Raw genomic sequence first — 24,883 nt, forward strand, 5'->3', positions numbered from 1 at the left:
TCCTCAGGCCGGTCGGATGTCGAGGACGGGATCGCCGAAGCCGACCAGAGATTCGTCCGGCGCGATGAACCCGGCGACGATCCCGTCGCAGGAGGCCGAGATCGGAATCAGCATCGCTCCGATCTTCAGGAGCGCGACGGCCTGCCCGGCGGCGACGCGCGCGCCCTGCTGGACGAGCGGCGTCTCATGCAGCGGATGGGCATGCAGGACGTGACCAACCCCTGGCGAGCGGATCCTGTCGTGCCGTTCTCCGCCAAGCTCCGGCTCTTCCACTGGCCCGACAGGCGCTGCGTCGTCGACACGGGAGACGTGGCAACCGCTTCGCGCCAGCCGCAGGCGCCCCTCCGGCCCGTCAAGTTCGAGAACATCGATGTCTGTTGCAGCCAGCCAGGCGGCAATCTCTGCGGCATGATCCAGTGGCGTTGTCATCGGCCAAGGCTCCGCGCGCGCTGGAGATCGAGCAAACGCCGAATGCCGGCGAGCCAATGCTCGATCTCGTCGAGCGCCGCCAGCGCCTCCTCCCAGCCGGTCTCGACGAAGCGGATGCGACTGCCGATCGGCGCCTGGCCGAGCCGCCAGAGATCGGCCTCGATCACGGTCCCTATCTTCGGATAGCCCCCGGAAGGTTGCGCGTCGCACATCTGTACGATCGGCTGGCCGCCATGCGGCACCTGGATGACGCCCGGCACGATTCCATGAGAGCGCAACTCGATCGGCTCGATCGGCTCGATCACGGGTCCGGCGAGCCGGAAACCGTAGCGATCGCTCTGTGGCGTGATCTTCCAGGGTTCGGACCAGAATGCCGCGCGGGAGGCAGGCGTGAAGCGGGCATACTCAGCGGCGGGCAGGACACGCACAGCCGGGACGCCGTCGACCGCGAGCGGCATGGCGAGTGCGGGTGGGATGATGCCAGCCAGGACGGCAGCCGGCGCGTCGTCGGCCGGGGTGCCGACTGCAAGCCGGTCGCCTTGTCGCAGAGCGCGACCATCGAGGCCGCCGATCGCGCCGCGCAATTGCGTACTGCGCGAACCCAGGACGATCGGCACGTCAATGCCGCCTGCGACACAGACATAAGCCCGCGCACCGCGCCAGCGGCCGGCTCGCGGCAGGCCGAGACGGAGCATTTGGCCGGCCTGCGCCGATGCACCCGACCAAGGCAGGAGCGGCACGCCATCGAGCGTCGCCGCACAATCGGCGCCGCTCAGTGCGAAGGAGCAGTCCTGATCGAAGCGCATCTCGAAGGGGAAGATTTGCATCTCGATCCCGGCCGCGCCCTCGGAATTGCCGAGAAGGAGGTTCCCGCAGAGGAGCGCCAATCGATCCATGGCGCCCGCCGTCCCGACACCCCACCGCAGCGCCCCGACGCGGCCGAGATCCTGCACGGTCGCAAGCGCGCTCTGCGACAGGATCTCGATCATCGGATCACCCGGGCGACTCGAAACGCGATGCTGTCACCGGGCTGAAGCAGGGCCGGCGGATCGCGCAGCGCGTCGAAGAAGGACATCGACGTCGTCCCGATCGTGTTCCAGCCGCTCGGCCCGTCCGACGCGGACACTCCGGTTTGCGCGCCTCCGATCGAGACGGCGCCACCTGGAATCGTCAGGACCGGCACCTTGCGGCGCGGCGTCGCAAGGCGCGGGTCCATCCCGCCGAGGTAACAATATCCGGGATGGCTGCCGAGCGCGTAGACCGGATAGATCGGCTCGCTATGGATCGCGACGATCTCGTCGACACCAAGCCTTGTATGCGCGACGACATCGGCCATGTGTGGGCCGCCATCCCCGCCATAGATGACCGGCAGCTCGACGATGCGCCCCGCAAGCGGCAAGGGATCGACCGCCGCCCAGGCGTCGATGAGCCGCGCCTCGATGGCGTCGAGCCGCCGCGGTCGGCTGGCGAAGCTCACCAGCAGATTGTTCATTCCGGGCACGGCCTCGCGGATTTCGGGCCAGGTCTCGACCTCGCGCGCCAGTGACCAGATGCGGCGCTGCGTCGGCAGATCGGTTTCGCCCGGCGCCTCGAACAGCAGCGCGCCCGTGCCGAGAAGGCTGATGCGGGGTGACGCGCTCATCAAGCCGTTCCCCGCCGCAGGATGGCTTCGAGGTGGTGGATGTCGACGCCGCCCTCCATGAAACCCGGATCGGTGACGATGCGGCGATGCAGCGGCAGATTCGTCGAGACGCCCTCGACCCGCATTTCGGAAAGCGCCACCGTCAGGCGCGCGAGCGCTTCTTGTCGTGTCGCGCCATGCACGATCAGTTTGGCGACAAGGGAATCATAATACGGCGGCACGACGGTCCCGGCCCCGGCGTGCGTGTCGACACGCACACCGGGACCGCCTGGGACATCGAAGCGCGTGATGCGTCCCGGCGAAGGCGCGAAGCTGTCGGGATGCTCGGCATTGATGCGGCATTCGAAGGCATGGCCGCGGCAGGCGATCTCGGATTGCGTGATGGAGAGGGGCTCGCCCCGGGCCACCCGGATGCCTTCGGCCACGATGTCGATCCCCGCCGTCATCTCGGTCACAGGATGCTCGACCTGAACGCGCGTGTTCATCTCGATGAAGAAGAAGGCGCCGGCCTCGACCAGGAACTCGAAGGTGCCGACGCCCTGGTAGCCGATCTGCCGGCAGGCCTCGGTACAGCGTTCGCCGACTTCGACCAGGAGCGCCTCCGGCAGGCCCGGCGCAGGCGCCTCCTCCAGCACCTTCTGGTGGCGGCGCTGGAGCGAACAGTCGCGGCTGCCGAGCCAGAGTGCGTTGCCATGACCGTCGGCCAGAATCTGGATCTCGACATGGCGTGGGCGGCCGAGGAACTTCTCGACATAGATTTCGGGATTGCCGAAGGCGCGCCTCGCCTCCTCGCGCGTCAAGGCAAGCGCATCCAGCAGGCCGCTCTCCTGCTCGACGATCCTCATGCCGCGACCGCCACCGCCTCCCGCCGCCTTGAGGATGACCGGATAACCGATCTCGGCCGCAATGTGCCGGATCGCCTCCGGGGCATCGGGAAGACTGGCGTCTGGGCCCGGCACGCAGGGCACGCCGGCGGCCCGCATGGCGCGCTTTGCCGCGACCTTGTCCCCCATGGTGCGGATACAGGCCGCACTGGGGCCGATGAAGGTCAGGCCGGCCTGCGTGACGCGCTCCGCGAAGGCGGCATTCTCCGACAGGAAGCCGTAGCCCGGATGGACCGCCTCCGCCCCCGTCGCCGCGGCGGCGAGCAGGATCGCGGCCCCGTCGAGGTAGCTGCGGATAGCGGGAGCGGGGCCGATGCAGACGGCGACATCAGCATGGCGGACATGAGCCGCCTCCCGGTCAGCCTCCGAGTAGATCGCGATGGTGCGCAGTCCGAGCATTCGGCAGGCGCGCTGGATGCGGAGCGCGATTTCACCCCGATTGGCGATCAGGACGGAATTGAACATGGCCGCCGCTCACACCAGCCGGATGAGCGGCTGGCCGCCCTCGACCTCATCGCCGGCGGCGACGAGGACGGCCTCGACGAGACCGTCCCGCTCGGCCTTCACCTCGTTGAACATCTTCATGGCCTCGATGACGCAAAGGGTCGTCCCCATCGCGACAGCCTGTCCGGCCACCACGAAAGGCGGATCGTTCGGCGAGGAGCCGAGATAGACGATGCCCGAAAGCGGCGCCCGTATGAGAGCTTCCGCGGAAGGCGGCAGATCGGTGCCGTGCGACGCCTGAGGCGGGGAAGCAGCGCGGCCGGAGGTTTCTGCGCGGACCGTTGGAGCCGGCCATGCCCGCCGGACGAGGCGCAAGGTCCAGCCGTCGCGGCTGACCTCCATCTCGGCGAGGTCTGACGCGGCCATCGTGTCGATCAGCGTCTTGATATGGTGCAAGTCCATCCTGGCTCACCGGGCTGGTCGGGTTCGACGGCGCCATACGCCAACGCTAACGACCCCGCACCGGGCAAGCTAAGACGGTTTGTCTCTGGGCAGATAAGAGCGGCTTATGACGGGGGCTGCCGGTGGGGCTCAGCTGCCTCCAGCAGGTTGTCGGGCCAATCGGCCACCAGCTCCAATATGATATCCCTGACAATCTGGGCCGGCTCCGAAAGCGGCAGGTGGTCCGACTGGCAGAGCGCCAGCGGAGCCTCGATGGCAGGGTCGATGATGCGCGAATGCCAAGCTGGCGAAGACGCCGTCACTTGCCGGGCCATCGATTCCGGCAGGATCGTTGCACCATGTCCGTCAGTGATCGCAGCCGTGAGCGTGCTGGCCGATTCGATCTCGGCCACGACCTTGGGGGCGAGACCGAGACCGGCGCAAGCCTCGTCGACCATCTTGCGGACGACATTGTAGGGCCGTGGCAGATAGAGATCCATGTCGGCCACGAGCGACAGCGGCACGGTATCGGGCGGAGCGTCCAGGGTATTGGGACCGACGAGACAGAGCCACTCGCGCAGGAGGGGGCGGAACGAGAGACCGTGCACGGCCGTCTTGCCGCCATAGAGCACCGCAAGGTCCATCCGGCCGTTCATGACCAGTTCCGAAAGCGTCGAACCATAGGTCTCGTTGAGATAGAGGATAACGCCGGGATGCCGGAGCCGGACGGCGCGCAACAGTGGCAATGCGAGTCCGGCCGCGGCCGTCCCGGGCGCTAGGCCGACCGACACCGCCCCCGACACGCCCAGCCCGGCGGCTTTCATATCCGCGAGCGCTTGTTCGCATTGCCGCAGGATAAGCTGAGCGTGGCGGTAGAGGACCTTGCCCGCTTCGGTGGGCGTCACGCCTCGCTTCGTGCGCAAAAGCAGTTGCTGGCGAACCTCACCCTCGAGCGTGGCGAGTTGCTGGCTCAGCGCCGGTTGGGCGACGTGCAGGATGTCGGCCGCCTGGGTCAGGCTGCCGATGTCGACGATCTTCACAAAATACTGCAGGCGCCTCAGATTCATGCTGGCCTTCCGGTCCCCCGGCTTAGCCGGAGCGGGCCGTGCGGGAAGACCATGATCCATAAGGGAACGCTATAAAGGCAGAGCGAACTCCTCTTGGCCACCGGTTCGACGCGGCGATAGCGTCACGCCTCGTTCTCAGATGACAGGAATCGAGACGCCGTGAGCTTTCCCCGCGTCGCCGAGCGCGTCAGGCGCATCAAACCTTCGCCCAGCACATTCGCGGCCGAACGCGCCAACGCGCTGCGCCGTGAAGGCCGGTCGATCGTCAGCCTGGTGGTGGGCGAGCCCGATTTCGATACGCCCGCGCATATCAGGCAGGCAGCGAGCCGGGCGATGGAGGTCGGAGCGACCCGCTACACGGCTCTCGCCGGTACGTTTGAACTGCGGCAGGCAATTGTCGCGAAGCTCGAGCGCGAAAACGGCCTTGTCTACGTCCCCGACGAGATCATCGTCACGAACGGGGCCAAGAGCGCCATCTACAGCGCGCTGGCTGCGACCCTCGAACCCGGTGACGAGGTTATCATCCCGGCGCCCTATTGGGTGTCGTATCCCGATATGGTCCTCGCCTGCGACGGCTTGCCGGTTCCGGTGGCCTGCCCCGAGAATCAGGGCTTCAAGCTGACCTCGGCAGGGCTTGATGCTGCGATTACGAAGCGGACTCGCTGGCTGATCCTGAACTCGCCCTCGAACCCAACCGGGGCGACCTATTCGGCTGCCGAGTACCGCGCGCTCGCCGAGGTGCTCGCCCGGCATCCCTCCGTCCTGGTGATGACGGATGACATCTATGAGCACATCCGCTTCGAAGGCGGAACCGCTCCGCATCTCCTGTCTGCTGCGCCCGAACTCCGCGACAGGACGCTAGCGATCAACGGCGTCTCGAAGACCTATGCGATGACCGGCTGGCGCATCGGCTGGGTGGCCGGCCCGCGCGATCTCGTGCGTGCGCTCGATACCTTCCTGTCCCAATCGGCTGGCAACAGCTGCTCGATCAGCCAGGCGGCCGCTGCTGCTGCCCTGACGCAAGACCAGGGCTTCGTCGCAGAAAGCGTTGCGATCTATCGCGAGAGGCGAGATGCGACGGCGGCGGGGATCAACGCGATTCCGGGCCTGTCCTGCCGCATGCCCGAAGGCGCCTTCTACCTCTTCGTCAACTGTGGCGGCCTGATCGGCCGCGCGACACCGGACGGCCGGCGGCTCGAAACCGATGGCGACGTCGTCTTGTATCTTCTCGATAGCGTCGGCGTCGCGGTTGTGGCGGGATCCGCTTATGGCCTCTCGCCCTATTTCAGGCTCTCGATTGCAACCTCGCACGAAATTCTGGCTGACGGGGTCGCCCGCATCGCCCGCGCCGTCGCCGACCTCGCTTGATATCCACACAGAACCGGGACCGATTGATGGCTGGTATCGAAACGAATCCTTCCTCTCAGCAGGCCGACCCGCGGATCATCGCGGCCTTGAGGGAGATCGCCGTCGCGCTCCTGAGCGATCAACTCCGGCGCAATCGCGGCAGCAAGGGACTCACGCCCTATCACCGCCCGGCTCCGCTCGTCGGCACGGCGGTCACGGTCAAGACCCGCGGCGGCGACAATCTCGCGATCCTGCGCGCTTATGATTTTTGCAGGCCTGGCGATGTCATGGTGGTGGATGCCGAGGGCGATCTCTCCAATGCGCTCGTCGGGGGAATCATGACCTTCGCTGCGGCTTCGCTTGGTCTCGCCGGCATGGTGCTCGATGGCGCCATCCGTGACGTTGCGGAAATAAGCGAGCGTTCCTTTCCCGTATACGCCCGTGGCGTCACGCATCGCGGCCCATACAAGGACGGCCCGGGCGCGATCAACGTGCCGATCTCGGTCGGCGGCATGACCGTGCGACCTGGCGACCTCGTCGTCGGCGATCAGGACGGGCTCGTTGTCTTTTCGCCTGAAGAGGCACCGAGTGTGATCGAGAAAGCCCTGAGGCAGCGTGAGGCGGAAGAGGCCACGATGCAGGCCATTCGAGAGGGACGCTGGGACCGCGTCTTTGTCGACGCACTCGAAGCCCGCAGCCTGAATTAATACGACTTTCTCGACTTTCCAAAGGCTCGCATGTGAACCAAACATAGTTCGGATCGCAGCATTGGCGCTTATTCATGCAGCGGAGCGCTACCTAGAAGCCGACCTTCGGAATGGTTGTGTGCGTCAAGTTCTGCAAAATGGGTTGGCTGTGACGGCGGTCATGCGGCTTGTCTGAGGGCGGTTTTCTTGTGCTCTCTGAGGTCGTCCATGTTGAGGTATCGGTTTGCCTCCATCCAGTTTTCGTGGGTTTCGACGGCGAGCGCGCGCACGAGGCGCAGGCAGCTTTCTGTGTTGGGGAAGATGCGCACGACATAGGTCCTTCGGCGGATTTCCTCGTTGAGGCGTTCGAGCATGTTGGTGCTCTTGAGGTGCTTGTGGTGCTGCCTCGGCAGCCTGAAGAAGGTCAGGGTCTGCTCGATGGCATCCTCGGCCCAGCCGGTCAGGCGCGGATAGCGCGACGACCATTTGGCCAGCCATGCGGCGAGATCGGCCTTGGCCTCGGCGAGATCGCGGCGATCATAGATCCAGCGCAGCTCCTGGAGGCAGTCGTCGGCGTGCTTGCGCGGCAGATGGTCAAGCGCATTGCGCAGGAAGTGGACATAGCAGCGCTGCCAGGCCGCCTCGGGCAGGACCTCGCCGATCGCCTTGACCAGGCCGGGGTGATCATCGGAGACGACGAACTCGACGCCCTTGAGGCCGCGCGCCTTGAGGCCGACGAGGAAGTCGCGCCAAGCTGAACGGCTCTCGCGGTTGGCCATCTCGACGGCGAGGATCTGGCGCCGCCCGTCCCAGTCGATGCCGCCTGGCTCATGACGACGCCGGCCTCGCGCACCTTCTCGTAGCGTGCGTCGAGGATCAGATAGGGGAAGGGTTCGGCCAGCAGGCGCTCGGCAAAGGCCTTCAGGCTCTCGTCGAGGCGTTTGTTGATCGCGCTGATCGCCGAGGCCGAGAAGGCGTGGCCGCACAGCTCCTCGGTGATCGCCTTGACCTTCCGCGTCGAGACGCCCTGCACATACATCTCCGCCAAGGTCGCCACCAAGGCCCGCTCCGAGCGCTGGTAGCGCTCGAACAGCTCGGTCGAGAAACGCCCGTCCCGATCCTGCGGCACACGCAGCTCGAGCTTGCCGACACGTGTCACCAGCGTGCGGCCATAGGAGCCCGAACGATAGCCGAGGCGGCCCTCGCTACGCTCGCCCTTCGCCGCTCCCACGGCCTCGGTCATCTCTGATTCAAGAACCTCCTGCAGCACGGCTCTGACGACATCGCGCAAACCATCAGGGTGCTGCGAGAAAAGCTCTTTCACGGCGGCAATCGCGGGCTTAGCCTCGCTTCTGGTCATGGTGGGGCTCCGGCTGGAGTGAGGTGACGTCGAACATCACCAACCTGCCATGGCCAACCTCAGATTTTGCAGAACTCCCTGCACACTACCTTCGGAATGTCGGCTATGCGCCAAAAGCCGGCCTTAGCACCTGCCAAATTTCGTAGAGGACCGCGCTAGATAGCCGCTCCATTCGAACCGGGGCCAGCCTTCAAGCTCATGGATATGGACCACCGTATTCTCCGCGCTCGTTGCGGTGAATATGGTGCGTATTCGCCGCAGGCATAAGCCTATTCACCGCACATCACGCGGCAAATGAGCCCCTCAAAACCCCGCAAGGTGCTCCGACCCTGGAAGATGGCGGATCAAGCCGCTTCGGGAAGCCCCTTTTTAACGGGGCCGAGGGCCTCTTCATAGAAGCTGGCGGCGTGTGGAACATAGGGCGCTTCAAGCACCGTTATCTCCGCGTCGTCGAGCTTGAGGTCTAGCGCGCCCAGCCCGTCATCGAGATGGGCAAGCTTGCCTGCACCGATAATCGGCGCGACCACGCCCTGCCGCGACAGCAGCCATGCGAGCGACACTTGCGCTCGCGAAACGCCGCGCTTGCGGGCGATCTCGCCCACCGCTTCGACAACGCTTTGATCCGCCGCTGCGGTGTGGGCGTAAAGCCGCTCCGCAGTGCGGTCGTGACGCACGCGGTCCGAGGTCGATTCCGCGGCCCAGGGTCGGGCGAGCCGCCCTCGCGCCAAAGGGCTCCAGGGGATGACGCCGATGCCTTCGGATCGGCACATCGGCAGCATCTCACGCTCTTCCTCGCGGTTGAGAAGATTGTAATGCGGTTGCACGGAGACAAAACGGCTGAAGCCGTTGGCCGCCGCGACGCTCTGGGCCTTGAGCAACTGCCAGGCGAACATCGAGGAGGCGCCGAGATAGCGCACCTTTCCGGCGCGCACGATGTCGTTCAACGCTTCCATCGTCTCTTCGATCGGCGTCTCCTCGTCCCAACGATGGATCTGGTAGAGGTCGATGTGATCGGTTCCAAGCCGTTTCAGACTGGCGTCAATCCCAGCGAACAAGGCCTTGCGCGACAGGCCGCGCCCGTTCGGGTCCGGGCGCACCGGGTAGAACAGCTTGGTCGCGATCACGACCTCGTCGCGCCGGGCGAAATCGGTAAGCGCACGGCCGAGCGCGGTTTCGCTTTCCCCCGCGCCGTACATGTCAGCGGTATCGAAGAAGGTGATGCCATGATCGAGCGCGTGCCGGATGACGAGGCGGCTCGCCGCTTCATCGAGCCGCCACGCCCTCGATTCGACGCCGAAGCTCATGCAGCCCAGGCCGATTCTGGATATCTTGAGACCCGAACGGCCGAGATTGGCGTATTTCATGGCGCTTCCCTTTTCAGTCGATGAATCGCGATGCCGGCGATGGTCAATGTGATGCGGAGCAGTTCGGCAGCGGCGACAGCATCAACGCGAACGTCCCGCACGAAAGCCGCGCCATCGCGAGGTCGGTGACCTGTGGGGTGACCGAGGACGATAGGCCCACGCCACTCACGAGCGGGAAGGCAGCGACGTTGCGCGGGCCGCGCAGCGACATCGGCACAGTCATTCGGTTTGCGAGGCAATGAGGCGGATCGACGGCATCGCAACCTTATCGGGACGGCGGCAACACGGTAAATGTCAAAGCATAGGAGTTGCGCTGAAAACTCCTTCGAAACGAAGGGTCATAGGGAATTTTGCCGCCTGGTTCGTCGAAATTTCTGGGCGTTCCCTAGATTTCTGCGTGTTCCGATGAATCCGGAGATTCGTCTGGCCGCCGAATAGCCGTGACTATCCTCGTCGGCTCAGGTCCACAGCCCCAAGCACCAGCAATGTGATGAGCGCCATCAATGTGATGCCTTCGCCACGACATCGTCACGAAATGGTCAGCTGCCGTTCAGCATCCGACCGCATTTGCGGTGTGGGTTAGGCCGTTCATCCGCAACTGATGGAGGAACATCCATGCGCCTGATCACGACCCTGGCCACCGGAGCCGCTCTCGCATTGTCCGTGGCCGCCAACGCGCAGACCCCCTCGCCCTCGTCCCCTCGCCCACCGGCATCTGCTCCGCAAGCCCCATCGGCCCCGCCGACGATTCAATCGGTCAACGTGGTCGACATCAGTGAATTGCCGGCGGCGACTCAATCGCAGGTCACTGAGATCGTCTCCCAGCGTGGCGACGGTGAGCTTCAAAAGCTCCGGAGCTCGGTTGATTCCACTCCGACCATCAAATCGGCCCTGGAAGCCAAGGGGCTATCCTCGACCCATGTCCTTTTCGCGCAGATGAGCGAGAACGGGCTGCTCACGATCGTCACCAAGAAGGCAGGCTGAGCCTGCGGACAGCCCGGCGCTCGCTTGCGCCGGGCGGTCTTTTCCTGGCTCCACTGGCGGCCACCGAGCCGGCTTCCGGGACAAGCGGCCCCCCGGGTCCGGCCTTCGGCCGGCCCAAGGACGCAGCTCCGCCGCGCCGATCCGGATCCATGCCGGCTTTCCAGCGGGCGCTGACGGATGAGACAGGCGCGGGAACCCCTCTCCCGAATGGGAGAGGGGTAGGGGTGAGGGTGTGCCGCTGATTATGGACACGCAACGGCGCCACTGCGGACTTAATCGGTTAGGGCAGGCCCTCATCCCTGCCCTTCTCCCATACGGGAGAAGGGTTCCCCGCGCCCTTCATCCGGCGCTTCGCGTCACCTCGCCCGCAAGGGGGGCGCTGCGTATGATCCGCTCATGGGTCAAGCCCGACCACGACGCGCTTCGGATCCCGGGTCTACGCGGAGTTTATCCTTGGGCCGATCGAAGGCCGGCTTCGACGCGAGGGCCGGAGCCACTCCTCGCAATCGTCAGTTTCGGCCCCCGCATCCTCCCCCCTCCCTGAACGCAGGTGAACTTTTCCGTTCATCGGCAGTTCCGCGGCGCCGGGATAGATCGGAGCCATACCGATTTCATCGGAAGGAGACTTCAATGCGTAAACTGATCTTCGCCGCGAGCCTGGCGCTTGGTGCTGCGACATTCCTGCCCGCGATCGCGCAGGCCGCGCCGGCCTTCGCCTCGGGCCGGGAGATCCAGGCTCCGGCCGGCGACATCCAGCAGGTCCAGTATCGCGACTGGCGCTATGATGGCCGCCGGGAGTTCCGCCACGGCCCGCGCCGTTATGGCCCTCCGGGACACGCCTATGGACGTCGTTATGGCGGCCCGCCGCCCTATTATGCGCGCCACCACCGCCGCTATTACGACCGGCCCTATTACCGCTGATCGTCCAAGCCAGTGATCGTCCAAGTCAGCGATCGCTCAAATCAGGCCGCGCCGCAGCACCCCGCTGCGGTGCGGCTTTTTTTTCATGCAAGAGCAGGATGCGAAAAACGGGCACCGGTTTTTCGTATCCTGCTCTCGCTCTTGATCCGGCTCTCACTCTTGGATGAGAGACGGTTTCAGATTTCAGATGGGATCACTTCGGCTTGCCCCGGGGCATCAACCGCGCCACGAGCCAGAAATAGGCGGGATAGGGCAGACAATTCACCGCCTTGGCGAACCAGGCCAGGCGCCGCGGGAAGGCGATCTCGAAACCGCCGCGCGCAAAACCGTCGACGATGCGCCGGGCCGCCTCCTCGAGCGGCATCAGCAAGGGCATCGGGTAGCAGTTCCCACGGGTTAGCGGCGTGTCGACAAAGCCCGGATTGACCAGTTGCAGCCGGATGCCGAACCTGTCGCAGTCGAATTTCAGCGCCTCGCAGAGATGGATCGCTGCCGCCTTGGACGCACCATAGGCCGCGCCGCGCGGCATGCCGCCATAGCCCGCAATCGAGGCGTTGACGGCGATCTGCCCCCGGCCCCGCCGCGTCATGCTCGCCAGCACCGCGGCCAGCCCCTTGGCCACGCCGAACAGGTTGACGGCGAAAGCCTGCTCGAAGGCCGCAAGATCGAACGCGCCGGAATGGACATGAGGGGCAATGCCGGCATTGAGGAAGGCGAGCGCGATCGGGCCGTGCACGCTCTCGATTCCATCCACCACCGCCTGCATCGCGGCAGTCTCGGTCACGTCGCCGGCATGGGCGACGATGCGGCCGGGCAACCCCTCGGCGCGCCGGGCGATATCCTCGAGCTGTTCGAGCCGGCGCGCCGTGATCGCGACGGTCCAGCCGCGCCGCGCCAGTTCGAGCGAAACCGCCTCGCCGATGCCCGAACTCGCGCCCGTGACCCAGGCGACGCCGTCCTTCGGCTGCATGCGCGGCAATGACATCGAGGCTCCCTGGCGCAACCGACGGATCATCGCGCTATTCATCGCGCTATCTAGTCTCTGCCGTCCTGCGACGGAAGGGCCAGGCGGAATAGCTACGCGGTCCCCGAGAGAAAGTGCTGTGGCGCGGCCAGCCCAATCCGTGCAATCTCCCCGGCCCGCGCTGACGAGGCGCGTCCCAGGGACGACCAGACCATGCCGACCGAGTTGCTGTTTCGCCAGGACGCCTATCTGAAGGAGACGTCAGCGCGCGTTGAGGCCGTGAATGAGCGCGGCGGGGTCATCCTCGACAGGACGGTGTTCTACGCGACCGGCGGCGGGCAGCCCGGCGACGCCGGCAAGCTCGTTCGCGCGGATGGCAGCGAGATCGCGATCGGCACGGCGATCTACGATCCCGACGACAAGAGCCGCGTGATCCATGTTCCGCTCGCAGGACAGCTTGAAGGACAGGGCGCCCCGCAAGCCGGTGAGACCGTAACGGTCGTGCTCGACTGGGAGCGCCGGCTGAAGCGCATGCGCATCCACACGGCGCTGCATCTGCTCAGCGTGGTCTTGTCCTATCCGGTGACGGGCGGGGCGATCGGCGAAGGCGACGGGCGGCTCGATTTCGACATTCCCGAAGGCGGACTCGACAAGGCCGAGATCGCCGAGACGCTCAACGCCCTGATCGCCCGCAACGCCGCCGTCACCCAAAGCTGGATCACGGACGAGGAGCTCGACGCCAATCCCGGCCTGGTCAAGACGATGTCGGTGAAGCCGCCGCGCGGCTCGGGCCGTGTCCGATTGGTGGCCATCGGCGACATCGATCTGCAGCCCTGCGGCGGAACCCATGTCCGCAACACCGCCGAGATCGGCCTTGTCGCGGTCACGGATATCGAGAAGAAGGGCAAGCAGAACCGGCGTGTCCGCATCGCGCTCGCCTAGAGCATTTTCGAGCGAAGTGGAGACCGGTTCCCTCGCGACAAACGCGAAGCGTTTGCGCGGAGAAAATGCGATAAAACAAAGAGGTAGAGTATTTCCGCGCTTCGGAGAAACGCGGAAATACTCAAGATCCAAAAGTTGAGAGCATTGCTCTGAAGCCAGGTCCAGCCGCAGATAAGCGGCCGCAACGTCAAGGAAATGCCGATCATGGCCAGCGACAACGTCTTCGTCTCCACGGAATGGCTCACTGAGCGCCTGAACGCGCCCGATGTCGTCGTGGTCGACGGCTCCTGGTACCTGCCCGTCCATGGCCGCGACCCGCATGCCGAATATGCGCAGCGCCGCATCCCCGGCGCGCTGCGCTTCGACATCGACGCCGTCAAGGATACCAGCTCCGACCTGCCGCATATGCTGCCGCGGCCGGAGGCTTTCGCCGCCGCCGTCGGCGCGATGGGCATCGGCGACGGCATGCGCATCGTCGTCTATGACGGGCTCGGGCTGTTCTCGGCCCCGCGCGTGCGCTGGACCTTCAAGACCTTCGGCGCCAAGGACGTGGTCATCCTCGAAGGCGGCTTCCCGAAATGGCAGGCGGAAGGCCGCCCGATCGAGGAAGGCCCGCCGCGCTCCCGCTCGGCCCGCAGCTTCACCGCACGCCTCGACCATTCCGCCATCGCCGACGCCAACGACGTCGAGCGTGCGCTCGGCAGCGGCGCGATCCAGGTCCTCGATGCCCGTCCCGCCGACCGCTTCCGCGGCGAGGCGCCCGAGCCGCGTGCCGGTGTGCGGTCGGGCCATATGCCGGGCGCGCTCAACCTGCCCTTCCCCGCCATCATGCAGGACGGCAGGCTGAAATCGCCCGAGGCGATCGCGGCCGCCTTCGCGGAGGCCGGCGTCGATCTCGACAAGCCCCTGATCACGAGCTGCGGCTCGGGCGTTTCGGCGGCGATCCTCTCGGCCGCGCTGGAGACGATCGGAAAGCCGGCGCGCGCCATCTATGACGGCTCCTGGGCGGAATGGGGCTCGAGCGAGCGCCCGATCGCCACCGGCCCGGCCAGGAAGGGCTGAGATCATGTCCGGACACGACCATTCCGATCACGACCATCCGCACGACCACCCACACGCCCACTCCCATGACGAGCCGCGCTGGAAACATGACGGCGTGCGCGTCATCACCGGTGACAAGCTCGACCCGAACACGGCGCAGACGCCGGGCATGTTCCGGCAGGCGGCGATCAACCACGCCCGCGTCGGCGCCCAGAAGATCTGGGCCGGCACGGTCTCGATCCAGCCCAACGCCAAGACCGGCGTGCACCACCATGGCGAGCTGGAGAGCGTGATCTATGTCGTGCGCGGCAAGGCTCGCATGCGTTGGGGCGAGCGGCTCGAATTCGTCGCCGAGGCCGGCCCGGGCGACTTCACCTACGTGCCGCCCTTCGTGCCGCATCAGGAGATCAACGCCAATCCCGACGAGCCGCTGGAATGCGTGCTGGTGCGCTCGGACAACGAAGCCGTGGTCGTCAACATCACCGATGTCGACCCGGTCGAGGCGCCAGAGGCGGTCTACTGGGTCGATCCGATCCACAAGCACCCGTGATGATCCACCAGCCCTCATCCTGAGGAGCTGCATCAGCTGCGTCTCGAAGGATGGTTCGGAAGGGCGCTGGAGCGCACAGCCCGAGCCGTCATTGCGCGCGCAGCGAAGCAATCCAGGGAGGCGTAGAGCGAGCCCTCCTGGATTGCTTCGTCGCTCACGCTCCTCGCAATGACGGGGCGGGCGGCCCGTGCCACAGCCCTCATCCTGAGAAAGCCGGCTTGAATGAAGCCAATAATTTCGGCGGCTCACAGGATGAGGGCTGGAGGAGTTTCCCACCGCGCCTTGGCTCCGCTCAGACTGGAAACAAACCCGCCCCCGACACGATGACGTTGCGTCGGCTGGCATCGGCCATGCTTTCAGCAACTGGACGGGCGGCCGCTGCCCGGCTCATATATCGCGACCCCATCAAGGCGAAAACGATCATGGACAACCGAAACGATCTTTGGCGGCATGTGGATGCGAGCAAGCAGCGCTTCATCGAACTGAGCGACCGCGTCTGGGGCATGCCCGAGGTCTGCTACACCGAACAGCGCTCGGTCGCCGAGCATCTCGCCGAGCTGAAGCATCAGGGCTTCAAGGTTACCGAGAATATCGCCGAGATCCCGACCGCGGTGATGGGCGAAGCCGGCGAAGGCGGCCCCGTCATTGCGTTCCTCGGCGAATACGACGCCCTGCCCGGCCTGAGCCAGGAGGCCGGCCTCGCCGAGCATCGCGAGGTTGAAGCCGCCGGTCATGGCCATGGCTGCGGCCACAACCTGCTCGGCTCGGCTGCGCTGCTCGCCGCGACCGCGATGAAGAACTGGCTCGCCGAGAACAAGATCCCCGGCCGCGTGCGCTATTATGGCTGCCCGGCCGAGGAAGGCGGCGCTGCAAAAGCCTTCATGGTCCGCGCCGGCGCCTTTGACGATGCCGATGTCGCGATCACCTGGCATCCGTCGAGCTGGTGGGAGGTCGCCCCGCCGCTGGCGCTCGCCAACACCCGCGCCGATTTCATCTTCACCGGCCGCGCGGCGCATGCCGCCGCCAGCCCGCATCTCGGGCGCAGCGCGCTCGACGCCGTCGAACTGATGAATGTCGGCGTCAACTACATGCGCGAGCACATGCCCAGCGATGCGCGCGTGCATTATGCCCTGCTCGACACCGGCGGCATCGCACCCAACGTCGTCCAGGCCCATGCCCGCGTGCGCTATTCGATCCGCGCGCGCGACCTGCGTGGCATGCTCGAACTCGTCCAGCGCGTGAAGAAGATCGCCGAAGGCGCTGCCCTGATGACGGAAACCAAGATGGAGATGCGCATCATCAGCGCCGTCTCCGACCTGCTCGCCAACCCGCCGCTCGAACAGGCGCTGCACGGGATCATGGAAGAGCTCGGCCCGCCGCATTTCGACGACGCCGACAAGGCTTTCGCCGAGGAGATCCGCAAGACGCTGTCGCCGCAGGAGATCGCCTCGATCTGGCGCACCATCGGCATGGACGATTCGGGCGCGCCGCTGGCCGATTTCCTCGTTCCGATGGACGCCAAGCGCAACCCCGCCATCGGCTCGACCGATGTCGGCGATGTCAGCTGGGCCGTGCCGACCGTGCAGGCGCATGCGCCCACCGTCGCCGTCGGCACGCCGTTCCACACCTGGCAGGTGGTCTCGCAGGGCAAGCAGCCGGCTGCCCATAAGGCGATGATCCATGTCGCCAAGGCGATGGCGGCGACGGGTGCTGCCGTGCTCTCCGACCCCGCCTTGATGGCGGCCGCCAAGGCCGACCACAAGAAGCGCCTGGGCAAGGAAGGCTACACTTCGCCGCTGCCGGCCGAGGTCAAGCCGCCGCTGAAGATGTCGCTCGGCGGCTGAACACCGCCCACTCCAACCGTAACGTCATCCCGGATCTCCGCCTCGCAGTATCCGGGATGGGCTTGCCAGACGGGGCGCGGCGACCAACGGGGCCGATTTGGGCTCGGAGCCGGATTGGAAATTCGAGCCCTCATCATTGTCGGCCAGGCTCTGAGGAGGCTGTGGTTCGGAGGGCTGTGGCACGGGCCACCCTGTCATTGCGAGGAGCGTGAGCGACGAAGCAGAGGGCTCGCTCTACGCCTCCCTGGATTGCTTCGCCGCGCTCGCAATGACGGCTCGGGCTGTGCTTCGAGACGCCGCTACGCTGCTCCTCAGGATGAGGCCTCGAATGTCCAAACTGCCTCTCAGCCTCGCGGTCGCGCCTTTGACCGCCCGGTGATGGCCGCGATTGCCGCCGCGATGATGAAGACGAAGCCCAGCCCGCCATTGAGCAGCTCGGCCCAGCCGGGACCATAGGAATCGCCGAGCGCGGTCAACGGCTTGGCCAGCCCGGTGAAGACGCCGGGCATGATCAGGATCAGCGGCAGGATCGCGCTTTTCGCCATGGGCTTCTTTGCTTGCTACAGGCTGGTGACCCAGAGCACCCGCGTCTCGCGCTCCGCCGCATTGGCGAAGCAATGCGGGCGCGAGGACAGGAAGCGGAAGCTGTCGCCCTCCAGCAAGGTCCAGCTCTCGCTTTCAACCTTGAGCAGCATGGCGCCTTGCATGACGAGCCCGGCCTCCTCGCCCTGATGCGTATAGGGTTCGTCGCCGGTGTTCGCGCCCGGCTCCAGCTCGACCATATAGAGGTTGAGCTTCGAGCTCTCCGAAAGCGGGGTCAGCAAATGCTTGCGGATGCCCGAGCGCCAGAGCTGCAATTCGCTCCGGTCGGCGCCGCGGACGATGGTCGCGGGCTGGTCCTGCGGCGGCGTGCCATTGGGAAAGAGATCGGCAAGCCCGACGCCGAACGCATCCGCCATGCCGACGAGCACGCGCAGGGTCGGCGAGGACAAGCCGCGCTCGATCTGGCTAAGGAATCCGATCGACAAATTGGTGCGGGCTGCGACATCGACCAGCGAAAGGCCGCGCGCACGCCGCAATCTGCGTAAGCCCGCGCCGATCTCCTGGTCGACCGGCTGGCTGGCTCCACTGGCGGCAGGGGCGCTCATGAACTCTCCATCTCCGCCTCTATTTCATGCACATGAAATCGCTTGCAGGCAAGTTTGTCCTATGCTCGTATCTTCATGCACATGAAAATCATGGCCGGACGCGCTAGCCAGCGCGCCGCAAGCGAGGGGATATCGCGATGGAACGTCGGACCTTCCTGTCCATGCTGGCCGGCAGCGCCATGGCTGCGGGAATCCTGCCCTCCGGAATCTTGCCCGCCCGGGCGCAGTCCGTGCTCAAGGTCGGCTCGACCCCGACAGGCAGCCCCTTCACCTTCCTCGACACCAAGACCAACACCATCGAGGGCGTGATGGTCGACCTGATCAAGGCGATCGCGGCATCCTCCGACTTCAAGGTCGAGGTCGAGGGCATGCCGTTCGCGACGCTGATCGCCTCTCTGACCAGCAACAAGGTCGATATCGTCGCCGCCGCGATGTACATCACCCCGCCCCGCAAGGAGGTGATCGACTTCTCGGATCCGATCTACACCTATGGCGAAGGCCTGATCGTACCGGCCACCGACACCAAGGACTACGTTACCTTCGAGGATATGAAGGGCATCACGATCGGCGTGCAGATCGGCACGGCCTATGTCGATGTGCTGCAGAAATCCGGCCTGTTCTCCGAGGTCAAGCTCTACAAGACCCTGCCCGACATCCTCGCCGACGTGAACGCAGCGCGCGTCCAGGCCGCCGTCTTCGACCTGCCGATCATCGCCTATAACCTGTCGCAGGGGCAATTCCCGAAGATCCGCATCGTCAAGTCGTACAAGCCGGTGATCTCCGGCTCGGTCGGCATCGGCGTGCGCAAGAGCGACGGTGAATTGCTCAAGAAGATCAACACCGGCCTCGCCAAGCTCAAGGCCGACGGCACCGTCGACAAGATTTTGGCGAAGTGGGGCCTGGCCTGAACGCGCATCGACGATAGACTCCACGCGCCGTCATCCCGGACGCAGCCCTCGGGCCCGATCTTCGATCGGCCCAGGGATAAACTCCGCGAAGATCCGGGATCTGAGACGCGTCATGGTCGGGCTTGACCCGACCATCTCGGAAACCAGAGCGTTCTGGTCATGAGATTCTCGGGGCAAGCCCGAGAATGACGTTCTAGATTGCCCCCCGGACAGCCCGAATATCGCAAAACCCGCCAGATTCACTCCGACCATCAGAACCCCTATGCAGACCTTCCTGCGCGACGCCACCCAGTTCCTGCCGCTGCTGCTGCAGGGCGTGAAGTTCACGCTGATCGTGGCGCTTGGCTCGCTTGCGCTCTCGACGGTGCTCGGCCTCGTCTGGGCCTTGATGCGGGTGTCAGGCATCGGTTGGCTCGGGACCATCGCGAAGGTGATCGTCAACACGCTGCGCGGCATCCCCATCCTGGTGCAGCTCTTCTACATCTACTTCGTCCTGCCCGAATTCGGCATCGCGCTCTCGGCCTTGCAGGCCGCGATCATCGGCCTCGGCATCGCGTACTCGGCCTATCAGTCCGAGAATTTCCGCGCCGGCATCGAGGCTGTCGACCATGGCCAGGTCGAGGCGGCGCAATCGATTGGCATGGGCTGGGGCCTGACCATGCGCCGCGTGATCCTGCCGCAAGCGATCCGGCTCGTCTTGCCGCCCTACGGCAACATCATGGTGATGATGCTGAAGGATTCCTCGCAAGCCTCGACCATCACTGTCGCCGAACTGACCTTGCAAGGCACGTTGATCGCCTCCTCGACCTTCAAGAACATGACCGTCTATTCGCTCGTCGCCCTGCTCTATCTGGCGATGTGCCTGCCGCTGATGGGCTTCGTCGGCTGGCTGGAGCGGCGCTTCGGCAAGGGGACGCGGCGATGAGCACTTCGATGATCGAGATCACCGGCGTCACCAAGAGTTTCGGCGCCTTTCCCGTCCTGAAAGGCATCACCGCCAATGTGAACAAGGGCGAGGTGGTCTGCCTGATCGGCCCGTCCGGCTCGGGCAAATCGACCATCCTGCGCTGCATCAACGGGCTCGAATCCTATGATGGCGGCGCGGTCACCATCGACGGCGTCCGGGTCGATCGCAGCCAGCCCTCGATCACCGGCATCCGCACGGCGATGGCGATGGTGTTCCAGCGTTTCAACCTGTTCCCGCACCGCACGGCGCTGGAAAATGTCGTCGAGGGGCCGATCTTCGTGAAGAAGGAGCCGGCCGCGCAGGCCATAGCGCGCGGACGCGACCTGCTCGCCCGCGTCGGCCTCGGCGACAAGGTCGACGCTTATCCCGGCCAGCTCTCGGGCGGGCAGATGCAGCGCGTCGCGATCGCACGCGCGCTCTGCATGCAGCCCAAGGCGATCCTGTTCGATGAGCCGACCTCGGCGCTCGATCCCGAGCTCGTCGGCGAGGTGCTCAGCGTGATGAAGAGCCTCGCCGAGGACGGCATGACCATGCTCGTCGTCACCCATGAGATGGGCTTTGCCCGCGAGGTCGCCGACCGCGTGCTCTTCCTCGATGGCGGCGTCATCGTCGAGCAGGGCCCGGCCCGCGATGTGCTGGGCGCGCCGAGCCATCCGCGCACCCAGGATTTCCTGCGCCGCGTGCTCAAGCCGATCTGAAGCATGGCTCATGCGAAGAACCGGGTATCGGTTTTTCGCATGAGCCATGCTTTTCAACGCCTAAGGAGGCCGTCATGGCCGAACCGTTCCCGCTTGCCCCCTCGCTCTGGCATGCGACGGCGCCCGCAGCCGCGCCGACGCCGCCGCTCGCCGCGGATGCCAGCGCCGATGTCTGCGTGATCGGCGCCGGCTATGCCGGGCTCTCGACCGCGCTCCATCTCGCCGAGGCCGGCGTCTCCGTCATCGTGCTGGAGACGCATGAGCCGGGGTGGGGCGGCTCGGGCCGCAATGGCGGGCAGGTCATTCCCGGCATCAAATATGATCCCAGCGAGATCGCCGCGAAATTCGGCCCCGCCGCGGGTGAGGCGCTGACGCGCTTCGTCAGCACGACCGCCGATCTCGTCTTCGACCTGATCGCCAGGCACGGCATGGACGTGCCGCATAAGCGCACCGGCTGGATCCAGGGTGCGCATACGCCAGCCATGCTCGAGACGGTGAAGCGCCGCGCCGGCGAATGGCAGGCGCGCGGCGTCGATGCGGAGTATCTCGACAGCGACAGCGTCGCGCGCCTGCTCGGCACGGAGCGCTATCTCGGCGGCTGGATCGACCGGCGCGCCGGCGGCGTGCAGCCGCTCGCCTATGCGCGCGGGTTAGCCAAAGCCGCGCTCAAGGCCGGCGCGACGATCCATGGCGGGAGCCCGGTCGTTTCGCTGAAGCGCCAGGGCGAGACCTGGATCGTCCGCACCGCCCAGGGCGCGAGCGTCACCGCTCCGCGCGTCGTCGTTGCGACCAACGGCTATACCGGCGACCTGATCCCGAAACTGCGCCAAACCGTGATCCGGCCGAACACCTTCATCGTCGCGACCGAGCCACTCTCGGACAACATCGCCGGCACGATCCTGCCCGAGGACCAGGTCACCTCGGATACCAGGCAATTGCTGCTCTATTTCCGCAAGGACCACACCAACCGCCTCCTGATGGGCGGCCGCGGCCCCTTCCGCGAGCCGAAGGACGCCTCCGACTGGGCCCATCTCGAACGCGTCATCGGCAAGATGTATCCTCAGGCCAAGGGTATCGGCTTCGATTTCCGCTGGTGCGGCCGGGTGGCGCTGACGCGCGATTTCCTGCCGCATCTGCACGAGCCCGAGCCCGGGCTGCTGGTCGATATCGGCTGCATGGGCCGCGGCGTCGGCCTGCAGAGCGCGATGGGCAAGGCGATGGCGGAGTATCTCGCCAGCGGCGACAAGAGCCGCCTGCCCTTCCCGGTGGTGCCGATCAAGCCGCTGCCGCTGCACGCGCTCAACGAGCTCTATGTCTCGGCGATCATCACCTGGTACCGGCTGACCGATGGCGGCATGAAGGACAAAGCGGCGTAAAAAAACAACACCGGCGTCGCGTCATTCCGGACAAGCCGCGTCAGCGGCGCAGATCCGGAATCCATCGGAGGCCACTGTGCTTTACGATGGATTCCGGGTCTCCGCTTCGCTGCGCCCGGAATGACGGCGCGGGTGTGGTCGTCGTCCCCTAACGCAGCCCGTCCTCGCCCTTGATCTCGTGCTTCTGCAACCCGCCGATGCGCGGCAGCGGGCGGCCCGAATCGGTGATCGCGATCGCCACCAAAATCTCGCCGGCGCGCGGCGCGTCGGTGATCCGGACCTCGACCGCATCGAAATGCGAGCGCACGAAGGCTGCGTCCTTGTGGCCGAGCGGCACGTCGATCGGTGTGCCGAGCCCGCCGCGCTTCTTCGCCGAGGGGATCAGCGCCGGCCCCTTGCCGAGCGCCGCACGCACCGGCGTGCCCAGCTTGGGATGGAGGATGGCGGCTGCATGCTCGAGTTCGCCGCCCTCGCCGACGATCGCCGCCTTGCCGAAGCTCTCGGCCTGGTCGGGCGCGATGTTCAGCGCCGCAAGGCAGCGCTTGGTCAGGAGGTCGCCGAGCTCGACGCCAATCTCGGTCAGCTCCGAGAGGTCTTCCTGATAACGCCCGGCGAACGGGTTGGCGATCACGGCGCAGGCCACGGCGCGCCGCGTCGGCGGGCTGATCGTCTGGCCCATTTCGAGATGGATTTCATCGACTTGCGTCAAGATCTTGCGGATGTCTGCGGGCATGGCGGAGGGACTCCAGCGTCAAGTCAGGCGCGGGGAACCCCTCTCCTGTAAGGAGAGGGGCAGGGGTGAGGTGTAGGCCGTTGGACGAGGAAGGCGCGGGCTAAAGATAGGCGTGCCAATCTGGTTTCCTGGCCTGCCCTCACCCTGCCCTCTCCCACACGGGAGAGGGTTCCCCGCGCCTCTTTTGGCAAGAAAGGGAGAGCTGTCCATCACCGCTGCCCGTCGCCAACGCTGATCTGGTCGGCGCGCAGGCCGCCGACGCGCTCATGGATGCGCGCGCCCGTCGTCATCACCAGGACGAAGACGAGTTCATCCGCTTGCGGCGAGCCCGGCACGCCGATCTCGACCGCGCCGAAATGGCTGCGGACATAAGATGCGTTGATATGGGTGACGGGAATGTCGATGCGCGCGCCCGGCCCCGCCACCTTCTTGGTCGAGGGCACAATCGCTTTCGCATTGCCGAGAATCTCGCGCATCGCGTAGCCGCCCGGCACATGCCAGAGCGCGCCATGCTCCAGTTCCCCGGCGGAGCCGACGATTGCGCCCTTGCCATAGCCCTCGACGGTCCCGGGATCGCCGCCGAGCGCGTTGAGGCAACGCGTCGCCATGTCGAGGCCGGCAGCCTTCAGCGCTTCCATCATCGGCAGGATGTCGGGCGCGTAGCGCCCGGCATAAGGGTTGGTCAGCACGGCGCAAACCGAGGCGATGCGCTCGGTGCGGCCGGGGCGCGGACCGAATTCGTGGAAGATCTCCTCCACGCTGGTCTGGACCCGACGGATATCGATGAGCTCAGTCATGATGCCCCTCAATGCCCGACCAGAACGGGCGCGGTGTGCGATGGCGGCGTGTTGCGCGAGCGGCCGGTGCGGATGATGCCGTCGATCACCACCATGCCGATACCCGGAATGTCGCCGAGCGAGACGGCGTCGAGCAGATGCTTTCCGGCCGAATGCTGCGGCTTGTCGAGAAAGACGAGATCGGCCGGCATGCCGACCGCGATGAAGCCGGCATCGAGCTTGCGCACCCGCGCGGTATTGCCGGTCGCCATGCAGAAAGCGACCTCGGGCGGCACGTCACCGAGGCTCGACAGGAAGGCGATCATCCTGAGGATGCCGAGCGGCTGCACGCCGGAACCCGCCGGCGCGTCCGTGCCGAGGATGACCTTGTAGGTCAGGTTCAGTTCGGTCGCGGTCTTGATGGCTTCGAGCGCGGCGCGCTCATTGCCGTTATGGACGATCTCGATCGCGCCCCTCGCCTGCTCGCAGAGCCGGCAGATGCCGGAAAAGCGGATCGAGGTATGGCCGCCATTGATGTGGCTGATCACATCGGGCTGGGCCTCCAGCACGATGTCCTCGCTGATCAGGCTCGACCCCGCGATCGACGGCCCGCCAGTATGGATGATCGTCTCCATCCCGTATTTTCGGGCCCAATCGACATGCTTCTTCGCCTCGGGCCCGGTGTTGACGGTGCCGAGCCCGATCTCGCCGATCATCTTGACCCCGGCGCGGGCCATCTCGGCATAATCCTCCTCGACCATGCTGGTCTCGGCGATCGGCGCGCCGGCATGGATCTTCGCCCCCGTCGGCCGGAAATTCGCGAAGGTGCGCTGTGCCGTGATGGCGAGCGCCTTGACGCCGATGGGATCCTTCGGCCGGCCGGGCAGATGCACTTCGCCGGCCGAGACGAAGGTGGTGACGCCGCCATTGACGCAGGAATCGATCCAGCCCATCTGCCCCTGCCGCGGCGTCCAGTCGCCGAAGACCGGGTGGCAATGGCTGTCGATCAGCCCCGGGGCGACCGGCGAGCCCTGCGCATCGATGATGCTGTCGGCCCGATCACAATCGAGATCGGCGGCCCGGCCGATGGCCGTGATGCGGCCGTCGACCGCGATGATCGTATCGGCGTCGAGGATCGGCTGGTTGAGATCGCCCGAGAGCACCAGGCCGAGATTGCGGATGACGAGCTTGCCCTTGGCCGGGCCTGCCGCGACGTCGTGAGCCATCTGGTCCTCCGCTCGAAACGTATAGCACAATCATGCCTGCGAGACAGGCGATGTTTGAATGTGTAATAACAATCATGGACAGCGTTTCGGCGGCTGGCAAGAGGCGATGCGGCAGGGCCGGAGGCGCGGCCCGCGCGGCGG

At 65.8% G+C, this 24,883-nt stretch carries 26 protein-coding genes and 1 pseudogene; 12 read left to right on the top strand and 15 right to left on the bottom strand.

The window, feature by feature from the left end:
* Positions 1–3 precede the first annotated feature (3 nt).
* The 6 genes from BHK69_RS21520 to nac form a co-directional block, all read right to left on the bottom strand.
* Entirely contained in the window at positions 4–429 is a 426-nt protein-coding gene (locus BHK69_RS21520; protein WP_069691884.1) for an acetyl-CoA carboxylase biotin carboxyl carrier protein, read from the bottom strand.
* Positions 426–1,418 (bottom strand): 5-oxoprolinase subunit C family protein, encoded by a 993-nt coding sequence (locus BHK69_RS21525; protein ID WP_069691885.1) that lies wholly within the window; start codon positions 1,416–1,418, stop codon positions 426–428. The genes BHK69_RS21520 and BHK69_RS21525 overlap by 4 nt, the downstream gene beginning before the upstream one ends.
* Positions 1,415–2,071, bottom strand: coding sequence for a 5-oxoprolinase subunit PxpB (gene pxpB / locus BHK69_RS21530; protein ID WP_069691886.1), 657 nt, complete (start codon positions 2,069–2,071; stop codon positions 1,415–1,417). The genes BHK69_RS21525 and pxpB overlap by 4 nt, the downstream gene beginning before the upstream one ends.
* The gene (accC, locus tag BHK69_RS21535; protein WP_069691887.1) at positions 2,071–3,420 is read right to left on the bottom strand and encodes an acetyl-CoA carboxylase biotin carboxylase subunit; all 1,350 of its coding nucleotides are present in this window, start codon (positions 3,418–3,420) and stop codon (positions 2,071–2,073) included. Before accC ends, pxpB begins: the two co-directional genes overlap by 1 nt.
* Before the next feature lie 9 nt (positions 3,421–3,429).
* On the bottom strand, positions 3,430–3,861 hold the full coding sequence (locus BHK69_RS21540; RefSeq protein WP_069691888.1) for an acetyl-CoA carboxylase biotin carboxyl carrier protein: 432 nt from the start codon (positions 3,859–3,861) through the stop codon (positions 3,430–3,432).
* Positions 3,862–3,965: 104 nt separating this feature from the next.
* On the bottom strand, positions 3,966–4,880 hold the full coding sequence (gene nac, locus BHK69_RS21545; protein WP_244548271.1) for a nitrogen assimilation transcriptional regulator NAC: 915 nt from the start codon (positions 4,878–4,880) through the stop codon (positions 3,966–3,968).
* A 186-nt stretch (positions 4,881–5,066) separates the two neighbouring features.
* On the opposite strand from nac, the gene BHK69_RS21550 reads away from it, so the two are divergent.
* Positions 5,067–6,275 (top strand): aspartate transaminase, encoded by a 1,209-nt coding sequence (locus BHK69_RS21550; protein ID WP_069691890.1) that lies wholly within the window; start codon positions 5,067–5,069, stop codon positions 6,273–6,275.
* 26 nt (positions 6,276–6,301) lie between these two features.
* On the top strand, positions 6,302–6,961 hold the full coding sequence (locus tag BHK69_RS21555) for an RraA family protein (RefSeq protein WP_069691891.1): 660 nt from the start codon (positions 6,302–6,304) through the stop codon (positions 6,959–6,961).
* A gap of 158 nt (positions 6,962–7,119) precedes the next feature.
* On the opposite strand, the pseudogene BHK69_RS21560 reads toward BHK69_RS21555, so the two are convergent.
* From BHK69_RS21560 to BHK69_RS32955, 3 genes and pseudogenes are all read right to left on the bottom strand, one after another.
* A pseudogene (locus BHK69_RS21560) lies at positions 7,120–8,300 on the bottom strand (IS256 family transposase).
* Positions 8,301–8,644: 344 nt separating this feature from the next.
* Positions 8,645–9,664: an aldo/keto reductase gene (locus BHK69_RS21565; RefSeq protein ID WP_069691892.1), complete on the bottom strand. Its 1,020-nt coding sequence runs from the start codon at positions 9,662–9,664 to the stop codon at positions 8,645–8,647.
* A gap of 43 nt (positions 9,665–9,707) precedes the next feature.
* Entirely contained in the window at positions 9,708–9,875 is a 168-nt protein-coding gene (locus BHK69_RS32955; RefSeq protein ID WP_199578968.1) for a hypothetical protein, read from the bottom strand.
* Positions 9,876–10,279: 404 nt separating this feature from the next.
* Between BHK69_RS32955 and BHK69_RS21575 the strand changes: the two genes are divergently transcribed.
* Positions 10,280–10,648 carry a hypothetical protein gene (locus tag BHK69_RS21575; RefSeq protein WP_069691894.1) on the top strand — a complete coding sequence of 123 codons (369 nt, stop codon included), beginning with the start codon at positions 10,280–10,282 and terminating at the stop codon, positions 10,646–10,648.
* Positions 10,649–11,278: 630 nt separating this feature from the next.
* A complete protein-coding gene (locus tag BHK69_RS21580; protein WP_069691895.1) occupies positions 11,279–11,569 on the top strand; it encodes a hypothetical protein in 291 nt (96 codons plus the stop codon).
* 193 nt (positions 11,570–11,762) lie between these two features.
* On the opposite strand, the gene BHK69_RS21585 is transcribed toward BHK69_RS21580, so the two are convergent.
* Positions 11,763–12,554: an SDR family NAD(P)-dependent oxidoreductase gene (locus tag BHK69_RS21585; RefSeq protein ID WP_069693860.1), complete on the bottom strand. Its 792-nt coding sequence runs from the start codon at positions 12,552–12,554 to the stop codon at positions 11,763–11,765.
* A 192-nt stretch (positions 12,555–12,746) separates the two neighbouring features.
* Here BHK69_RS21585 and BHK69_RS21590 point away from each other — a divergent pair, with 192 nt between their 5' ends.
* The 4 genes from BHK69_RS21590 (at position 12,747) to BHK69_RS21605 (ending at position 16,910) form a co-directional block, all read left to right on the top strand.
* A complete protein-coding gene (locus BHK69_RS21590; RefSeq protein ID WP_069691896.1) occupies positions 12,747–13,475 on the top strand; it encodes an alanyl-tRNA editing protein in 729 nt (242 codons plus the stop codon).
* Between the two features lie 204 nt (positions 13,476–13,679).
* The gene (gene sseA, locus BHK69_RS21595) at positions 13,680–14,537 is read left to right on the top strand and encodes a 3-mercaptopyruvate sulfurtransferase (RefSeq protein WP_069691897.1); all 858 of its coding nucleotides are present in this window, start codon (positions 13,680–13,682) and stop codon (positions 14,535–14,537) included.
* A 4-nt stretch (positions 14,538–14,541) separates the two neighbouring features.
* Positions 14,542–15,066: a cupin domain-containing protein gene (locus BHK69_RS21600; protein ID WP_069691898.1), complete on the top strand. Its 525-nt coding sequence runs from the start codon at positions 14,542–14,544 to the stop codon at positions 15,064–15,066.
* Positions 15,067–15,488: 422 nt separating this feature from the next.
* On the top strand, positions 15,489–16,910 hold the full coding sequence (locus BHK69_RS21605; RefSeq protein ID WP_069691899.1) for a M20 family metallopeptidase: 1,422 nt from the start codon (positions 15,489–15,491) through the stop codon (positions 16,908–16,910).
* A gap of 344 nt (positions 16,911–17,254) precedes the next feature.
* Here the strand turns inward: BHK69_RS21605 and BHK69_RS21610 are convergent, their stop codons facing one another.
* Entirely contained in the window at positions 17,255–17,455 is a 201-nt protein-coding gene (locus BHK69_RS21610) for a hypothetical protein (RefSeq protein ID WP_069691900.1), read from the bottom strand.
* Positions 17,456–17,470: 15 nt separating this feature from the next.
* Positions 17,471–18,058: a helix-turn-helix domain-containing protein gene (locus BHK69_RS21615; RefSeq protein ID WP_069691901.1), complete on the bottom strand. Its 588-nt coding sequence runs from the start codon at positions 18,056–18,058 to the stop codon at positions 17,471–17,473.
* 161 nt (positions 18,059–18,219) lie between these two features.
* Between BHK69_RS21615 and BHK69_RS21620 the strand changes: the two genes are divergently transcribed.
* The 4 genes from BHK69_RS21620 (at position 18,220) to BHK69_RS21635 (ending at position 22,007) form a co-directional block, all read left to right on the top strand.
* On the top strand, positions 18,220–18,966 hold the full coding sequence (locus tag BHK69_RS21620; RefSeq protein WP_069693861.1) for an ABC transporter substrate-binding protein: 747 nt from the start codon (positions 18,220–18,222) through the stop codon (positions 18,964–18,966).
* A 262-nt stretch (positions 18,967–19,228) separates the two neighbouring features.
* Positions 19,229–19,891 carry an amino acid ABC transporter permease gene (locus BHK69_RS21625; RefSeq protein WP_069691902.1) on the top strand — a complete coding sequence of 221 codons (663 nt, stop codon included), beginning with the start codon at positions 19,229–19,231 and terminating at the stop codon, positions 19,889–19,891.
* An 8-nt stretch (positions 19,892–19,899) separates the two neighbouring features.
* Complete coding sequence (locus BHK69_RS21630) at positions 19,900–20,631, top strand: amino acid ABC transporter ATP-binding protein (RefSeq protein WP_069693862.1); 732 nt, start codon at positions 19,900–19,902, stop codon at positions 20,629–20,631.
* 74 nt (positions 20,632–20,705) lie between these two features.
* Positions 20,706–22,007, top strand: a complete 1,302-nt coding sequence (locus BHK69_RS21635; RefSeq protein ID WP_069691903.1) for an NAD(P)/FAD-dependent oxidoreductase — start codon at positions 20,706–20,708, stop codon at positions 22,005–22,007.
* Between the two features lie 148 nt (positions 22,008–22,155).
* Here BHK69_RS21635 and BHK69_RS21640 read toward each other — a convergent pair whose 3' ends face one another.
* From BHK69_RS21640 to BHK69_RS21650, 3 genes are all read right to left on the bottom strand, one after another.
* Positions 22,156–22,740 carry an amino acid synthesis family protein gene (locus BHK69_RS21640; RefSeq protein ID WP_069691904.1) on the bottom strand — a complete coding sequence of 195 codons (585 nt, stop codon included), beginning with the start codon at positions 22,738–22,740 and terminating at the stop codon, positions 22,156–22,158.
* A gap of 209 nt (positions 22,741–22,949) precedes the next feature.
* Positions 22,950–23,537, bottom strand: coding sequence for an amino acid synthesis family protein (locus BHK69_RS21645; protein ID WP_069691905.1), 588 nt, complete (start codon positions 23,535–23,537; stop codon positions 22,950–22,952).
* A gap of 8 nt (positions 23,538–23,545) precedes the next feature.
* Positions 23,546–24,742 carry an amidohydrolase family protein gene (locus BHK69_RS21650; RefSeq protein ID WP_069691906.1) on the bottom strand — a complete coding sequence of 399 codons (1,197 nt, stop codon included), beginning with the start codon at positions 24,740–24,742 and terminating at the stop codon, positions 23,546–23,548.
* Positions 24,743–24,883 lie beyond the last annotated feature (141 nt).

It is taken from the genome of Bosea vaviloviae, assembly GCF_001741865.1.
Taxonomy (GTDB): domain Bacteria; phylum Pseudomonadota; class Alphaproteobacteria; order Rhizobiales; family Beijerinckiaceae; genus Allobosea; species Allobosea vaviloviae.

Bases quoted from the DNA above. Each gene is read 5' to 3' on its own strand.
- BHK69_RS21520 (WP_069691884.1), bottom strand. From the start codon at position 429: ATGACAACGCCACTGGATCATGCCGCAGAGATTGCCGCCTGGCTGGCT.
- BHK69_RS21525 (WP_069691885.1), bottom strand. From the start codon at position 1,418: ATGATCGAGATCCTGTCGCAGAGCGCGCTTGCGACCGTGCAGGATCTC.
- pxpB (WP_069691886.1), bottom strand. From the start codon at position 2,071: ATGAGCGCGTCACCCCGCATCAGCCTTCTCGGCACGGGCGCGCTGCTG.
- accC (WP_069691887.1), bottom strand. From the start codon at position 3,420: ATGTTCAATTCCGTCCTGATCGCCAATCGGGGTGAAATCGCGCTCCGC.
- BHK69_RS21540 (WP_069691888.1), bottom strand. From the start codon at position 3,861: ATGGACTTGCACCATATCAAGACGCTGATCGACACGATGGCCGCGTCA.
- BHK69_RS21555 (WP_069691891.1), top strand. From the start codon at position 6,302: ATGGCTGGTATCGAAACGAATCCTTCCTCTCAGCAGGCCGACCCGCGG.
- BHK69_RS21565 (WP_069691892.1), bottom strand. From the start codon at position 9,664: ATGAAATACGCCAATCTCGGCCGTTCGGGTCTCAAGATATCCAGAATC.
- BHK69_RS32955 (WP_199578968.1), bottom strand. From the start codon at position 9,875: ATGTCGCTGCGCGGCCCGCGCAACGTCGCTGCCTTCCCGCTCGTGAGT.
- BHK69_RS21575 (WP_069691894.1), top strand. From the start codon at position 10,280: ATGCGCCTGATCACGACCCTGGCCACCGGAGCCGCTCTCGCATTGTCC.
- BHK69_RS21580 (WP_069691895.1), top strand. From the start codon at position 11,279: ATGCGTAAACTGATCTTCGCCGCGAGCCTGGCGCTTGGTGCTGCGACA.
- BHK69_RS21585 (WP_069693860.1), bottom strand. From the start codon at position 12,554: ATGTCATTGCCGCGCATGCAGCCGAAGGACGGCGTCGCCTGGGTCACG.
- BHK69_RS21590 (WP_069691896.1), top strand. From the start codon at position 12,747: ATGCCGACCGAGTTGCTGTTTCGCCAGGACGCCTATCTGAAGGAGACG.
- sseA (WP_069691897.1), top strand. From the start codon at position 13,680: ATGGCCAGCGACAACGTCTTCGTCTCCACGGAATGGCTCACTGAGCGC.
- BHK69_RS21600 (WP_069691898.1), top strand. From the start codon at position 14,542: ATGTCCGGACACGACCATTCCGATCACGACCATCCGCACGACCACCCA.
- BHK69_RS21605 (WP_069691899.1), top strand. From the start codon at position 15,489: ATGGACAACCGAAACGATCTTTGGCGGCATGTGGATGCGAGCAAGCAG.
- BHK69_RS21610 (WP_069691900.1), bottom strand. From the start codon at position 17,455: ATGGCGAAAAGCGCGATCCTGCCGCTGATCCTGATCATGCCCGGCGTC.
- BHK69_RS21615 (WP_069691901.1), bottom strand. From the start codon at position 18,058: ATGAGCGCCCCTGCCGCCAGTGGAGCCAGCCAGCCGGTCGACCAGGAG.
- BHK69_RS21620 (WP_069693861.1), top strand. From the start codon at position 18,220: ATGCTGGCCGGCAGCGCCATGGCTGCGGGAATCCTGCCCTCCGGAATC.
- BHK69_RS21625 (WP_069691902.1), top strand. From the start codon at position 19,229: ATGCAGACCTTCCTGCGCGACGCCACCCAGTTCCTGCCGCTGCTGCTG.
- BHK69_RS21630 (WP_069693862.1), top strand. From the start codon at position 19,900: ATGATCGAGATCACCGGCGTCACCAAGAGTTTCGGCGCCTTTCCCGTC.
- BHK69_RS21635 (WP_069691903.1), top strand. From the start codon at position 20,706: ATGGCCGAACCGTTCCCGCTTGCCCCCTCGCTCTGGCATGCGACGGCG.
- BHK69_RS21640 (WP_069691904.1), bottom strand. From the start codon at position 22,740: ATGCCCGCAGACATCCGCAAGATCTTGACGCAAGTCGATGAAATCCAT.
- BHK69_RS21645 (WP_069691905.1), bottom strand. From the start codon at position 23,537: ATGACTGAGCTCATCGATATCCGTCGGGTCCAGACCAGCGTGGAGGAG.
- BHK69_RS21650 (WP_069691906.1), bottom strand. From the start codon at position 24,742: ATGGCTCACGACGTCGCGGCAGGCCCGGCCAAGGGCAAGCTCGTCATC.